The 14892-nt window shown below is 74.6% G+C and carries 9 protein-coding genes; 3 read left to right on the forward strand and 6 right to left on the reverse strand.

All coding sequences use genetic code 11. The features are described from left to right. The first annotated feature begins 192 nt into the window (after positions 1 to 192). From glgA to malQ, 3 genes are read left to right on the forward strand one after another with little or no spacing between them, the layout of a single operon-like run. Complete coding sequence (gene glgA / locus QSJ97_RS09100; protein ID WP_285671422.1) at positions 193 to 1662, forward strand: glycogen synthase GlgA; 1470 nt, start codon at positions 193 to 195, stop codon at positions 1660 to 1662. After that, entirely contained in the window at positions 1659 to 3806 is a 2148-nt protein-coding gene (gene glgX / locus QSJ97_RS09105) for a glycogen debranching protein GlgX (RefSeq protein ID WP_285671423.1), read from the forward strand. The genes glgA and glgX overlap by 4 nt, the downstream gene beginning before the upstream one ends. Next, positions 3803 to 5878: a 4-alpha-glucanotransferase gene (gene malQ, locus QSJ97_RS09110; RefSeq protein ID WP_285671424.1), complete on the forward strand. Its 2076-nt coding sequence runs from the start codon at positions 3803 to 3805 to the stop codon at positions 5876 to 5878. The genes glgX and malQ overlap by 4 nt, the downstream gene beginning before the upstream one ends. 3221 nt (positions 5879 to 9099) lie before the next feature. Here the strand turns inward: malQ and QSJ97_RS09115 are convergent. From QSJ97_RS09115 to QSJ97_RS09140, 6 genes are read right to left on the reverse strand one after another with little or no spacing between them, the layout of a single operon-like run. Then, entirely contained in the window at positions 9100 to 10506 is a 1407-nt protein-coding gene (locus QSJ97_RS09115) for an amidase (protein ID WP_285671425.1), read from the reverse strand. Continuing rightward, positions 10503 to 10754 (reverse strand): hypothetical protein, encoded by a 252-nt coding sequence (locus QSJ97_RS09120; RefSeq protein WP_285671426.1) that lies wholly within the window; start codon positions 10752 to 10754, stop codon positions 10503 to 10505. Before QSJ97_RS09120 ends, QSJ97_RS09115 begins: the two co-directional genes overlap by 4 nt. Before the next feature lie 9 nt (positions 10755 to 10763). After that, the gene (locus QSJ97_RS09125) at positions 10764 to 11513 is read right to left on the reverse strand and encodes a DUF1028 domain-containing protein (RefSeq protein WP_285671427.1); all 750 of its coding nucleotides are present in this window, start codon (positions 11511 to 11513) and stop codon (positions 10764 to 10766) included. 3 nt (positions 11514 to 11516) lie between these two features. Then, on the reverse strand, positions 11517 to 12248 hold the full coding sequence (locus QSJ97_RS09130) for an ABC transporter ATP-binding protein (RefSeq protein ID WP_285671428.1): 732 nt from the start codon (positions 12246 to 12248) through the stop codon (positions 11517 to 11519). Beyond that, positions 12245 to 14056 (reverse strand): branched-chain amino acid ABC transporter ATP-binding protein/permease, encoded by a 1812-nt coding sequence (locus tag QSJ97_RS09135; RefSeq protein ID WP_285671429.1) that lies wholly within the window; start codon positions 14054 to 14056, stop codon positions 12245 to 12247. Before QSJ97_RS09135 ends, QSJ97_RS09130 begins: the two co-directional genes overlap by 4 nt. Further along, on the reverse strand, positions 14046 to 14885 hold the full coding sequence (locus QSJ97_RS09140) for a branched-chain amino acid ABC transporter permease (RefSeq protein ID WP_285671430.1): 840 nt from the start codon (positions 14883 to 14885) through the stop codon (positions 14046 to 14048). The genes QSJ97_RS09135 and QSJ97_RS09140 overlap by 11 nt, the downstream gene beginning before the upstream one ends. Positions 14886 to 14892: the final 7 nt, after the last annotated feature.

Genomic DNA, 14892 nt, shown 5'->3' on the forward strand with positions numbered 1-14892 from the left:
CGGGAGGCGACCGATGAAGCGAGACCCACACGACCCGGCAGCGCAGGGCCCGGTGCCCGCCCCGGCCGGCATCCGCGAAACCCTCCGGCCGGCGGCTGCGCTCGCCCGGGCGGGGGCGCAGGCCCGGGCGGGGGCGGGAGCGGCGATGCCGCCCGCCGGCGCCCCGTGCGGCGAAACCCCGGAGGCGGCGTCATGAAAGTGTTGTTCGTCGCCTCCGAATGCGCCCCCTTCGTCAAGACCGGCGGGCTCGCCGACGTGATCGGCGCCGTGCCGAAGACCCTCGCCGCGCTCGGCGCCGAGGTCAGGATCCTGCTGCCGGCCTATCCGGCGCTGCGCGAACATGCGGCGGCGGCGGACACGGTCCTGGCCATCGACGACCTGTTCGGCGGCCCGGCGGCGCTGCGCGCGGTCACGGCCGAGGGGCTCGACCTGCTGCTGCTGGACGCGCCGCACCTGTTCGACCGCCCGGGCAACATCTATCTCGGGCCGGACGGCGCGGACTGGGCCGACAATCACCTGCGCTTCGGCGCGCTCTGCCGGATCGGCGCCCGCGTCGCGCTCGATGGCGTCGCGGGCTGGGCGCCCGACATCCTGCATGCGCATGACTGGCAGGCCGGGCTGATCCCGGTCTATCTGCGCCAGGCCGGCGGCGCGGTCCCGAAATCGGTGGTGACGGTGCACAACATCGCCTTCCAGGGCCTGTTCGATGCCGCGGTCTGCGCCGAGCTGGGGGTGGAGCCGGAAAGCTTCGTGTCGGAGCGGGCCGAGTATTTCGGCAAGCTCGGCTTCCTCAAGGGCGGCCTCGCCTGCTGCGACCGGATCACCACCGTCAGCCCGACCTATGCGCGCGAGCTGCTGACGCCGGAATTCGGCATGGGGCTGCACGGGGTGCTGCAGGCGCGCAGCGCGGATCTCTCGGGCATCCTGAACGGCATCGACCTCGATGCCTGGGACCCCGGCGCCGATCCGAGCCTCGCGGCCACCTACACCGCCCGCTCGCTGAAGAAGAAGGCGGCGAACCGGGCCGCGATCGAGCAGCGCTTCGGGCTCGACGCCGCCGCCGATGGCGACGGCCCGCTGTTCTGCGTGGTCAGCCGGCTGACCGAGCAGAAGGGCCTCGACCTGCTGCTGGCGGTGCTGCCCGGCCTCGTCGCGCGCGGCGCGCGGCTCGCGCTCCTCGGCAGCGGCGACAAGAGCCTCGAGGCCGGCTTCGTCGCGGCGGCGCACCGGTTCAAGGGCTCGGTCGGCGTGGAGATCGGCTATGACGAGCCGCTCTCGCACCTGATGCAGGGCGGGAGCGACGCGATCCTGATCCCGTCGCGCTTCGAGCCCTGCGGCCTGACCCAGCTCTATGGCCTGCGCTATGGCACGCTGCCGGTGGTGGCGCGCACCGGCGGGCTGGCCGACACGGTGATCGACGCGAACGAGGCGGCGATCCTGGCCGGCTGCGCCACCGGCGTGCAGTTCGCGCCGGTGACCGCCCAGGCGCTCGACCAGGCGATCGCGCGGACCTGCGAGCTCTACCGCCAGCCCGCGCTCTGGCAGAAGATGATGCGCCAGGCGATGAAGCACCCGGTCGGCTGGGACCAGTCGGCCCGCGCCTATCTCGCGCTCTATGCCGGCCTGCTCGGCGAGGCCCCGGCGGAGCCGGCGCCGGCATGATCGCGCATCTGCAGCCCGGCTCGCCGAACCCGCTCGGCGCCAGCTTCGACGGCGAGGGCACCAACTTCGCCGTCTATTCCGCCAATGCCCGCAAGATCGAGCTCTGCCTGTTCTCCGCCGACGGCGCCCGGGAGACCGCGCGGCACGCCCTGCCGGAGCGCACCGGCCATGTCTGGCACGGCTACAAGCCGGGCCTGCCGCCGGGCACGCTCTACGGCTACCGCGCCCATGGCAGCTATGCGCCGGAGCGCGGCCACCGCTTCAACCCGCACAAGCTGTTGCTCGACCCCTATACCCGCGAGTTCCGCGGCCGCTGGAGCGACCATCCGGCGACCCGGGGCTACGACGAGAACTCGCCGCAGCTCGACCTCTCCTACAGCGCCTGCGACAGCGCGCCCCATGTGCCGAAATCGGTGGTGTCGGACCCGGCGCTGTTTCCCGCCGCCGCGCCCGGCCCCGGCAACGGCTGGAGCGAGACGCTGATCTACGAGGCCCATGTGAAGGGGCTGACCCGCGCGCATCCCGGCGTGCCCGAGGCGGTCAGGGGCACCTATGACGGGCTGGCATCGGAGGCGATGCTCGAGCATCTGCTGGCGCTCGGCATCACCGCGGTCGAGCTGCTGCCGGTGCATGCCTTCGTCGACGAGGGCTTCCTGCTGCGCAAGCGGCTCTCGAACTACTGGGGCTACAACTCGATCGGCTTCTTCGCGCCGGAGCCGCGCTATTTCGGGCCCTCCGGGCTGGCCGGCTTCCGCGCCATGGTCGAGCGCTTCCACGCCGCCGGGATCGAGGTGATCCTCGATGTCGTCTACAACCACACCGCCGAGGGCGACCATCGCGGCCCGACGCTGTGCTATCGCGGGCTCGACAACGCCGCCTATTACCGGCTGCTGGCCGGGCAGCCGCGCTACTATGTCAACGACACCGGCTGCGGCAACACGCTCGACGTCTCCAACCCCTTCGTGCTGCGCATGGTGATGGACAGCCTGCGCTTCTGGGTGCAGCACATGGGCATCGACGGCTTCCGGTTCGACCTGGCGACCGCGCTGGCCCGCGAGGAGCACGGCTTCGACCGCAATGGCGGCTTCCTCGACTGCGTGCAGCAGGACCCGGTGCTGGCCGGCGTCAAGCTGATCGCCGAGCCCTGGGACATCGGCCCCGGCGGCTACCGGCTCGGCGAGTTCCCGAACGGCTTCGCCGAGTGGAACGACCAGTATCGCGACGCGGTGCGGAAATACTGGCGCGGCGACAGCCACAGCACCCAGGGGCTGGCGGCGCGCCTGCTCGGATCGGCCGGCGAGTTCGACCGCTGCGGCCGCCGGAGCTGGGCCTCGGTGAACATGCTGACCGCCCATGACGGCTTCACCCTGGCCGATGTCACCCGCTACAACGAGCGGCACAACCTGGCCAATGGCGAGAGCGGCGCCGACGGGCACAACGCGAATTTCAGCGACAATTGCGGCGTCGAGGGGCCGAGCGACGACCCGGCGGTCTGCCGGCGCCGGATGCGGCGGCAGCGCAACCTGCTGGCCACGCTGTTCCTCTCGCAGGGCACGCCGATGCTGCTCGGCGGCGACGAGATCGGCAACTCGCAGGACGGCAACAACAACGCCTATTGCCAGGACAATCCGACCGGCTGGATCGACTGGGCCGGGGCCGGGGCCGGGGCCGATGCCGATGCCGATGGCGGGGCCGATGCCGGGGTCGGGGCCGACCTGCTGGCCTTCGTGCAGGGGCTGGCGCGGTTCCGGGCGGCCCATCCGGCGGTGCGCCAGACGGTGTTCCTGCACGGCGCCCTGCGCGAGGCCGACGGCAAGCCCGATGTCGAGTGGCACGCCCCCGACGGCAACGCCCTGCAATGGCGCGATCCCGGCCTGTCGCGCCTCAGCCTGCTGCTGCGCGGCTCGGCCGAAACCGCCGCCGGCGGTTCGGACGGCGATGCCGTCTTCATCGTCTTCAACCGCGACGACGAGGGCGCCGAGGCGGTCCTGCCCGAGCCCGGCCCCGGGCGCTGCTGGGTCCGCCGGATCGACACCGCCGCGGCGGATGCCTTCGCCAGCGCGGCCTGCACCGGCGCCTCGGCCCGGATCGCCGGCAGCTCGGTGACCGTGTTCACCCTCGCCGCCGCCGGCAGCGCGTCATGAGCGGCAACGAGAGCCTCGACGCGCTGGCCGCGGCCTTCGGCATCCTGCCGAGCTTCCACGACCTCTCCGGCGAGATCCGCCCGACCGCGCCCGAGACCAAGCGCGCCCTGCTGCGGGCCAACGGCCTCGCCGTGGACAACGACGCGATGGCGGCCGAGGCGCTGGACCAGCTCCGCGCCGAGCGGGCGGCGCGCCGGCACCCCGAAGAGATCATCGTCGAGCGCGGCGCCGCGGCGCCGCTGCCGCTGGCGCCCGGCGCCGACTGGCATCTGGCGCTCGAGGGCCGGCCCGGCATCGCCGCCGAGGGCCGGGCCGCCGAGGGCGCCATGCTGCCGGCGCTGCCCGCCGGCATCCACAGCCTCACCGCCAGCCTGGGCGGGCGCACCGAGGAGATCGCGGTGATCGCGGCGCCGCCGGCCTGCCCCTCGGTGGCCGGGGCGACCGGCCGCGCGCGGATCTGGGGCGCGACCGCGGCGCTCTATGGCCTCTGGTCCTCGCGCAACCGCGGCCTCGGCGATTTCGAGGACCTCGCCGCGGCGGCCGAGGCGTTCGGCGCCCACGGCGCCGATTTCCTCGGGATCAACCCGGTGCACAACATCGGCTGGAGCGATACCGGGACGATCAGCCCCTATTCGCCGTCGCACCGGGGCTTTCTCAACACCGCGCATGTCGCGGCGGACCGGATTCCCGGCCTGCCGGAGGCGCCCGCGGCGGGCGGCGCCGGGGTGGATGCCGGTAGCGATGCCGGCGACCCGGCGCGCGAGACCATCCGCTATTCCGAGATCCTGCCGGCGCAGCGGGCGCGGCTCGAGGCCGGCTGGCACGCCTTCGAGGCCGGTGCCGGGGCGTCGACCCGGGCGGCGTTCGAGGCCGGCCGCGCCGCCGGCGGCGCCGCGCTCTCGCAGTTCGCGCTCTACGAGGCGCTGAGCGAGACGCACGGGCCGGACTGGCGCAGCTGGCCGGCGCCGCTGCGCGACCCCGCGAGCGCCGCCACCGCCGCCGCCGCGGCGGGCCTCGCCGGCCGCCTGCGGTTCCACGAATGGCTGCAATGGCTCGCCGCGGCGCAGCTCTCCGGCGCCCAGGCGCGGGCGCGCCGCTCCGGCATGGCGCTCGGCCTCTATCTCGACCTCGCCGTCGGCTCGCGGCGCTGGGCGGCCGAGACCTGGTGCGAGCAGGACGCGATCGCCGCGGGCGTCGCGATCGGCGCCCCGCCCGATCATCTCAGCCCGGACGGGCAGAACTGGCAGCTCGCCGGCTACGCGCCGCGCAAGCTGGCCGAACGGCGCTATGCACCGCTGCGGCGCATCCTGTCGGCGGCGATGCGCCATGCCGGCGTGCTGCGGATCGACCATGTCCTCGGCATGAACCGCAGCTACTGGATCCCCGACGACGGCAGCCCCGGCGGCTATATCGGCCAGCCGCTCGCGGCGCTGCTGGCGGTGGTCGCCATCGAGGCCGAGCGCAGCGGGACCGTGGTGATCGGCGAGGATCTCGGCCTCGTGCCGCAGGGCTTCCGCGAGACCCTGACGGCGCGCGGGCTCTACGGCTACTCGGTGCTGCAATACGAGCGCGACGACAGCGGCACGCTGCGCCCGGCGGCGGCGCTCCGCCCGAAGAGCCTGGTCTGCTTCGGGACGCATGACACGCCGACCCTGAAGGGCTTCTGGGACGGCCGCGACATCGACTGGTGGCAGCGCCTCGGCTGGATCGACGAGGGCGGCGCGGAGGAGACCCGCCGCCGCAGGGCGGGCGACCGGCAGGCGCTGCTCGGCCTCGCCGGCCCGGCGGAGGCCGGCGCCGCGCCGTCCTTCGCCGATGCCCGGCGGTCGGTGCACCGCGCGCTGGCGGTCTCGCCGGCGGAGATCGTCTCGGTCCAGATCGACGATCTCTGCGCGCAGCGGGAAGCCCAGAACCTGCCGGGCACCACCGACGCGCATCCCAACTGGCAGCAGCGCTGCGGCCTGCCGGTGGAGCGCTTCGCCGAGGGCCTCGGCCTCGACGAGATCCGCCGGGTCATGCAGGAAGCCGGCCGCGGCCCGGAGGCCAAGCCCCCCGGCGCGGCACACGGCTGACTGCGAATGCACCGCCGCCCTCCCGGTTCGCCCCGAGGCAGCCTAGCCGCCGATCGGCTACCCGCGGCGCCCTGGCGAGGTAGCGACGCCGCTAATCCGCGACGTGCGGCGTCCCGGTGGTGCGGCGCCATGCCTCCCACCCGGTCTCGGCCTCGACGACATCCGCGGGGTCACGCAGGAAGCCGGCCGCGGCCCGGAGGCCACGCCCCCCGACGCGGCGCGCGGCTGACCGCGAATGCGCCGCCGTCGGCCCGGCCCGGTTCGCCCCGGCGACGCGGCGCCTTCCCCCAGTGCCCGGCCGGTGGATCGGCCAGCGTTGCGGCGCCGCCAGCCCTGAGGATGGGGACGCGGGCCCCCGTGCCGGGAGCAGGAGAGGAACACCGTCCGCGAAAACCCCCGCAGCCGCCCTGTCCGGCTGCGGCACCCCCCGCCGACGCGGCACGCGGCCGACCGCAGATGCGCCGCCGCCCGCCCCGGCCCGGCGCACCCCGGCGGCAGCCCCGCCGCCGACTAGCGACCCGCGGCGCCATGCCTCCCACCGGGTCTCGGCCTCGATCAGATCCGCCGGGCCATGCTGGTAACCGGCCGCGGCCCGGAGGCCATGCCCCTCCGACGCGGCGCGCGGCTGACCGCAGTTGCACCGCCGCCGGCCCGGCCCGGTGCACCCCGGAGGCAGCCCCACCGCCGATCGGCGACGCGCGGCACCCAGTCGAGGCGGCACCCTGCCTCACGCCCGATCTCGGCCTCGACGAGATCCGCAGGGTCATGCAGGAAGCCGACCGCGGCCCGGAGGCCACGCCCCCGACGCGGCACGTAGTCGACCGCGAATCTGCTGCCGCCGGACCCGGTCCGGCTCACCCCGGCGGCAGCCCCGCCGCCGGCGAAGGTCCCGACCGGCCGCGCATCGATCCGCATGACCTCGCCCCCGCGCCGGGCCGGGCTTCAGAGCCGGCGGCAGGGGCCGAGCTTGGGAGGCCCTGGCGGATCGGTGCCGGACGGGCCCCGGCCTGCAGCGCCGCGTTCCGGAAGACAGCCAGCGGACCGGAGAGCCAGGCGAGATCGTCGATCGGGTCACGGGCGGCAGGGGCGCGCGTCGGATCTCGCCGGCGAGCCCCGCGGCGACCGGCTCGATGCCGCCCGCGTGGACGTCCGTGCCGCCGGATGGCATCACCAGCGCCCCCGCCGTGCCCGCGCGGCCTTGAGCGCCGCGATCCCGGGGGGCGGTGCAGTTGCAGGGCCCCGCTCCGTGGGCGGGCACGGCGTCCGACTGCGCGGCGAGGATCAGGTCCGGCGCCTTCCCCCGATCCGTGGGTGTGCGCGGCGTCCTGTCTGGCGCGCCGAAGGGGAGCAGCGGTTGCCTGAACCCCGTCGCCCGGCAGTCGCCCGAGCGGCCGCCTCGGGGCATCTCCTTCGGACCGTGCCCTTCTTCACCGCGCCGACCTCACAGGCACCGAAGGGTTGCCGCGGCCGGCGCCGGGGCCGGAGACAGCGCGCTGCGCTTCTGGGCCGTGGGTCGGGCCAGCGGAGGCACGGGCATGGGCGCTGTCGTTGGCGCGGCGTATCGGCGCCGCCGCGCCGCGCAGGGGGAGAAGGCCGGCTCGAGTGCCGCCCCGGTCGGTCGGGCCGGCGGCGATCACCCGGACCGTCGCGGGTCTGCCGGTGAAATCGGTCCTGCCGACATCCGGGTGCCGGTTGAGCGCCGGTCCGCTACCTGTTCCGGCCCGGTCACCGCATCGACGCCGCCTCTCGGGCCGCCCGCCGCGCCGATGGCCCCGGCACAGGCGATGATCGGGGCGGTGCCATGCCGGGAGGGTTTCGACACGGCCGGGTTGCCGACCCGGGAGGGCGCGGGGCAGGGCGAGCGCATCGCGCGCCGAGGGCTGCTGTGGTCAAATATCCCGATGCGGGACAAGTCTCCGTTGCTGGCCGCCGAGACGCCTGCGGGGCGGGGCATCGGGGTGCCGCCCGCGCCATGGCCGGGGTTTCTCCGGGGTCTGGGCGGCGATCGCGCCGCATGCTGCGGAGACTGCCGGGTCAAGTTCGTCTGTCCGGCGGTCGGGGATCCCGGTCCGGAGGGGCGCCCGCGGCCGGATCCTGCTGGGGCTACTAGGCACCGGCGCCGGCTGAGAGGCGCTGGCGGTGCGGATTGGTGGCCGGGCGTGCTTGGCGCGCGCGATGCCGACAGTCGTCATGCGTTCTCGCCAGGGCTGCGGCGACTGGCGGCAAGGGTGCACGGTGCGCCGGCGGTCTTCGGCGATGCCGACCCTGTGGGACGCGCCGGTGTCGTGCCGGGGAACGGGCGGGCGGTTCGCGCCGCCTGCGCTTCGGCACCGGGCCTTGCTGCCGCCCTGCCATGTCGTGAGGAAGGCCGGACGACCTGACCGCACGCGCGGGTTTCCGTCGGCGTGCCGGGCCTCTCGCGCTGGCGGCAGGGGGCGGCTGGACCGGCAGGGGACTCAGTACGGCCGATCGGGGTTGGATTCGCGCCGGCCGAGGCGGCATCGGGGCGCGGGCTCTCGAGGCGTCCGGCCGCCGCGTTGGCCAGCCTTGCCGCGGGCGCAGCCGGGCGCCTTGGGGCGACACCTCCAAGCGGCGGGCTGCCCCGTTTGGGGTGGGCCGAGCGCGCCTGGCGGCGAGGGTGCCGAGGCATGGGCGCGGGGCAGGGGCGCGTCGGCTGGCGCGGGCATTGACCGGCGGCTCGGCGAGTGGGCCGGGCTGGCCGCCCGTCGGGGCCGTCTGCCGGGGAGGAGAGGCCGGGAAACGGGGGCCGGCTCGGCTGCCGGGCGCTTCGGCCGCCAGACCGGGCGGCTCCCGGGCCTGCCGGCAGGTCGGGCGGAGGCGGCAATCCGCTGCTGCGGGCCGCCCCGTTTGCGGTGGGCAGGGCATGGTCGGCGGCGAGGGTGCCGATGCCCCGGCGCGGGGCATGGGGCTGTCGGCAGGCAGGGGCCTTGGCCGGCGGTGCGGCGAGCGGGCCGGGCCGGCCGCCCGCCGGGGCCTTCTGCCGGGGAGGAGGGGCCGGGAACCGGATCGGCTGTCGGGCGCTTCGGCCGCCAGATCGGACGGCTCCCGGGCCTGCCGGGAGGTCGGGCGGGGGCGGCAATCCGCTGCGGCTGGCTGTCCGCCGGGGCCGTCTGCCGGGGAGGACGGGCCGGGAACCGGGGCCGGATCGGCTGCCGGGCGCTGGGCCGCCAGGCCGGGCGGCTCCCGGGCCTGGGGGGCGGTCAGGCGGGGGCGGCGACCCGCTGCATCGGGCCGCCGAGCGCCCGCTCGGCCGCGGCCGCGGCGCGGAGCACCTGCGCCTCGCCGAGCACCGGCCCGGCGATCTGCAGCCCGACGGGCAGGCCCGCCCCGTCGATGCCGCAGGGCAGGGAGATCGCCGGCAGCCCCAGCAGGTTCCACGGATAGGTCAGCCGCCACGAGACCGCGACGATGCTCTCGGCGCGTCCGCCGATGCGGATCTCGGTCTCGCCGCTGCGCCAGGCGGTCAGCGGCATGGTCGGCCCGACGATCACGTCCACCGCATCGAAGACCGGGGCGAGGCGCTCGGCGAGATGGCGCCGGAACCGCTCGGCCTGGAGGTAGTCGGCGCCGCTGACCAGCCGGCCCATCTCGACGAGCAGCCGCACATCCGCGCCGAAGCCGGCGACGGCGCCCTCGCGCAGGCGCCGGTCGTGGTAGTTGGTCGAGGAGGCGAGCTCGATGGCGAAGATCGCGCCGAGCCCCTGGCCGATCTCGGGCAGCGCGAACTCGGTGACCCGGGCGCCGGCGCGCGCCAGCGCCGCGATCGCCGCCTCGACACGGTCGCCGACCGCCGGCACCAGGTCCTCGAAGAAATGCGTGCGGCAGACCCCGACGCGCAGCCCGCCGGCGCCGCCCGCGAGCGCTTCGGACCAGTCCGGCGCCGCGACGCCGAGGCTGCCCGGATCGGCCGGGTCCGGCCCCGCCATGGCGCCGGCGACCAGCGCCGCATCGCCCACCGAGGCGGCGATCGGGCCGGCATGGTCGAGCGACCAGCTGTGCGGAACGATCCCGCTGCGCCCGATCAGCCCGAAGCTCGGCTTGAAGCCGACGCAGCCGCAGAGGCTCGCCGGGATGCGGATCGAGCCGCCGGTGTCGGAGCCGAGCGCCGCCGGTGCCAGCCCCGCCGCGACCGCCGCCGCGGAGCCGCCGCTCGAGCCGCCGGGCGAGCAGGACGGGTCGCGCGGGTTGCGCGTCGGCGGGGTCTCCATGCCCCAGGCGAACTCGTGCATCCGGGTCTTGGCGAAGGGGATCGCGCCGGCCGACCGCAGGCGCGCGACCGCATGGGCGTCGGCCAGCGGATAGTCGGTGCCCGGTGCGGCGCTGCCGGCCCGGGTCGGCATGTCGGCGGTCGTGTGGTTGTCCTTGATCGCGATCGGGATGCCGTGGAGCGGCCCCTTCCAGTCGCCGGCGGCGATCTCGGCATGGGCCCGCTCGGCCGCCGCCCGCGCGGTCTCGGAGAGATGCACGAAGGCGGCGAGGCGGCCGTCCTCGCGGCGGATCCGGTCGGTCAGCGCGTCGAGCAGCTCGACCGGCGACAGGCGTCCCGCCCGGAGCAGCGCCGAGAGTTCGCCGATGGTGGCGCGGGTCGGATCCCCGGGCGCGGTCATCGCGGCCCCCGCCAGGGCTGGAACACCACCGCGGGATGGGTCTCGCCGAGATCGAGGGCGCGGAGCTCCTCGATCGCGGCGCGGATGTCGGCGAAGGCGGCGGCGACGGCGCGCAGCCGCTCCGGCGGCAGGTCGAGGCCGGTCAGGACATGCGGGTCGAGCGGATCGCGCGGGTCGCCGGGGGCCGGGTCGGCGGCCGGGGCGGGCGCCGGGTCGGGATCGGGGGTCTGGTCGGGGGTGTCTTGCATCGGCGGTCCTCAGGGTCGGTCGGAGCCGCCGCCGCCGGGGCGCTGCGGCGGCGGCTTCAGCAGCATCTCGGTGACCGCGGCGGGGGCGGCGGCCGCGGGCCCCCCGCGCCGCGGCATGCCGGCGACGAAGGGCGCGAGCTGGCTGGCGGCGACGCCGTGGACGCGGCGCAGCTCGGCCACCGGGTCGGCATGCTCGTCGACCCGCAGATCGACCCGCGGGTAGATCTCCGAGCCGGTCACGACCAGCGCGGCGGACTGGCGCCCGCGCTTGTCGCCGCCGGCGGCCTGGGCCGCCTCGAGCGCGGCCAGCAGGCGCTCGTCGAGCGGCAGCCCGGGCCCGGCGGCAAAGGCCCGCGACATCGCCTCGAGCACGTCGACGCCGGTCAGCATGTTGCCCTGCACCGCGTGATCGGCGGCGCAGGCATGGCCGCAGGCCGCCGTGCAGTCGGCCCCGGTATGGGCCGCGCCGGCGCCGCCGGCACCGATCGCGCCGAGCTGGCGCACCGCCGCCGCCGGGTCCTCGGCGAGGGTGGCGGCAACCGCATCGGCGGCCCCGGCGCCGGCGGCGAGCCGGTCGAGCACCGCCACCGCGAGATACGGGTTGACCCAGGACTGGGTGCTGACCGCGCCCACCCCCGGCCGCAGATAGGGGCAGATCGCGCCGACCGCGGGCACCGCCGAGGCCACCGCCACGCCGAGCTCGCCAGTGCGCTCGCAGCGGCCGACGATCGAATAGGTATGCGCCCAGACACCGCTCATCGCTCAGACCTTCAGGTGGTGGACCAGGACCGAGGCCGCGCCCGGATCGCCGGCCGGCCCCTGCTCGACGATCTGCCCGAGCTTGAGCACCGCGAAGCGGTCCGCGACCGAGAGCGCGAAGGAGAGATGCTGCTCGACCAGCAGCACCGCCGTGCCGTTCCGCTCGCGCGTGGCGCGCAGCACCTCGGCCATCCGGTCGATCATCGTCGGCTGCAGGCCCTCGCTGATCTCGTCGATCAGCATCAGCCGCGGCTGCGCCAGCACGGCGCGCGACATGATCAGCATCTTCTGCTCGCCGCCCGAGAGGGTTCCGGCGCGCTGCTTCAGGCGCTCGAGCATCCGCGGGAACACGTCGGCGAGGCTGTCGACCCGCTCCGCGAAGGTCCGGTCGTCGGGCACGCCGACGCGCAGGTTCTCCTCGACGGTCAGGTCCTGGAAGATCGTGAACTCCTGCGGCGCATAGGCGACGCCGGCGCGCGCCATGGCATGGGGCGGGCGCCGCGTGACCTCCTCGCCGGCCAGCGTGATGCGCCCGGCCTGGGCCTTCACGAAGCCCATGATCGTCTTCATCAGCGTCGTCTTGCCCATGCCGTTCTTGCCGAGCACGGTGAGGATCTCGCCTTGGCTGATGGCGAGCGAGACGCCGTCGATCACCGTGGCGCCGCCATAGCCGGCGCTCACCGCCTCGACGCTGAGCAGGGCGGGGGTTGCCGCATCGGCCGCTGCCGCGCTCATGATGCGGTCTCCACGGCCTGCCCGGAATAGACCGCCTTCACCAGATCCGAGGCGATCACCTCCTCGACGGTGCCCTCCATCAGCAGCGCCCCCTGGTGCAGCACCACGATCCGGTCGGAGATGTCGCGCACGAAGTCGAGATCGTGCTCGATCAGCAGGATCGACAGGCCGTGGACCCTGGCGAGCGATGTCAGCACCGAGCCGATCGCCGTGCGCTCGGCCTTGGTCAGCCCGGCGGTCGGCTCGTCGAGCAGCAGCACCGAGGGCTCGGTCGCCAGCACCATGGCCAGCTCGAGCCCGCGCTTCTGGCCGTGGCTGAGGTTGCGGGTCTCGGTGCCGAGCGCCTTGTCGAGGCCCGTCGCCTCGAGGATCCCGAGCGCCGGCGTCGGCAGCGCGACCTCGTTGCGGCGGGAGAACAGGCTGGCGCCGTCGATCCGCCAGCGGGCCAGCATCAGGCATTCCCCCACGGTCAGCGTCTCGAACAGGTTGGTGTTCTGGAAGCTCCGCCCGATGCCGAGCGCGACCACCGATTGCGGCGAGCCGCGGCCGATCTCCGTGCCGTTGACATAGACCTCGCCGCCCGAGCGCTCGCCGCCATCGGAGATGCAGCGCATCAGCGTGGTCTTGCCGGCGCCGTTCGGCCCGACGATCGAGAGCAGCTCGGAGCCGCGGCTCTCGATCGCGATGCCGTCGAGCACCTTGAGGCTGCCGTAGTGGCGCAGCAGGTCGGCGGTGCGGAGCGGCGCCGAGCGGGTCTCGCCATGCGGGGTGGTCGGCTCGAAGCCGCGCAGCACCACCGCGTCGCGCGCCGCCGCCCGGGGAAACGGCCAGAGCCGGCGCAGCCCCTTGCCGAGGATCGGGATCAGCCCCTGCGGCAGCAGCACGATCACCACCACGAAGGCGACGCCGGTGATCAGCTTCCAGAGGAACGGCAGCGAGCCGGAGAGATAGGACGCGGTGACGTCGATGCCGATGGTGCCGAGCACCGGGCCGATCAGCGTGCCCCGCCCGCCGAGCGCCGTGAAGATCAGCAGCTCGGTGCCGAGCAGGAAGCCGCCGAGCTCGGGCGCCACCACGTTCGTGAAGGCGGCATAGCCGAAGCCCGCGCCGGCGCCGATCGCCCCGGCCGCCATCATCAGCAGGATCTTGATGCGGCTGACCGGGATGCCGAGATAGGCGCAGCGCTCCTCGTTCTCGCGGATCGCCACGAGCAGCCGGCCGAAATCGCTGCTGACCAGCAGGTAGCCGAGCGCGGTGACCGCGATCAGGTAGCCGCCGGCGATCCAGAACCAGGTCTCGAACGCCCAGTAATAGGTGGGGAAGGCCGAGATGCCGGAGGACGAGCCGGTGAAGCGCCCGCCGGCAAAGATCAGCTGCACGAGGACGATCGGCAGCGCCAGCGTCACGATCGAGGCATAGAGCGGCGAGGCGCCGTGATAGAAGGCGAGCCAGCCGATCAGCCAGGCCACCGCGACCGCGGCGAGCAGCGCCAGCAGGAACGACCCCGCGAACCAGAACGGGCCGAAGCCGTAATGCGTCGCCACCAGCGCGCAGGCATAGGCGCCGATGCCGAAGAACGCCGACTGGCCGAAGGTCAGGATCCCGGTATAGCCCCAGAGCACGTCGACGGTCATCGCCAGCGCCGCCAGGAAGAACGCCCGGATCAGGATGTTCTTGGTGTAGATGTCGAGTTGGAACGGCGCCGTCGCGACGACGACGGCCGCCACCGCCGCGCCGATCAGGACGGTGCGGCGGACCCGCCGCGTGACCGATGATCCCGGCGCCGCCTCGCTCGTGTCACGTGCCACGGCCAAGCCCTTTTGGATAGAGACGGAGAAGGACGGCGGCGAGGACGACGATGGTCAGGCCGCCGATGATCGGGCTGATATAGCTCGAGACCGCGACCTGCGCGCTGCCGAGGATCAGCGATGCCAGCGCCAGGCTGGGGATCGACACCCCCGAGACCAGCACCAGCATGAACGAGTTCACGAGCCAGGGCAGGCCCATGTTCGGATCGACCGAGAGCAGCGGCGTGATCAGCGCGCCGGCGCCGCAGGCGAGCCCGGCGCCGAGCCCGAAGGTCAGCAGCCGCACCCGCGCGCTGTCGATGCCGAGCCCGCGCGCCAGCGTCTCGTTCATGATCACCGCGCGCGCGTTCAGCCCGAAGCGCGTGAGATAGAGCAGCGCCGTCAGCGCGCCGCCGATCGCCAGCGCGACCGCGGTCAGCGTCAGGCGATAGGCCGAGTATTCGATCCCGCCGAGATCGAGCGTCCCGGTCATCGGGCTCGCGGCAAACTGCACCTCGCGGCCGAAGCCGATGGTGATGAGCTGGCCGATGATGATGCCGAGGCCCCAGGTCGCGAGGATCGCGTCGAGCGGGCGGTGATAGAGCGGACGCACGATCACCCGTTCGACGACGATGCCGACGCCGAACCCGACCGCGCCGGCCAGCAGCGGCGCGAGCCAGGGCGACAGCCCCGCCTCGGTGGTCAGATAGGCGGCATAGCCGCCGAGCGTCAGGAACGCGCCATGGGCGAAGTTGATCAGCTTCATGACGCCGAGGATGATCATCAGCCCCGAGGCGACGACGAAGAGGATCGCCGAGGTCGTGATCATGTCGAGGGCGAGATTGGCCATGAGGTCT

Source organism: Paralimibaculum aggregatum (assembly GCF_030270585.1).
In the GTDB taxonomy this organism is placed as follows: Bacteria; Pseudomonadota; Alphaproteobacteria; order Rhodobacterales; family Rhodobacteraceae; genus Thermohalobaculum; species Thermohalobaculum aggregatum.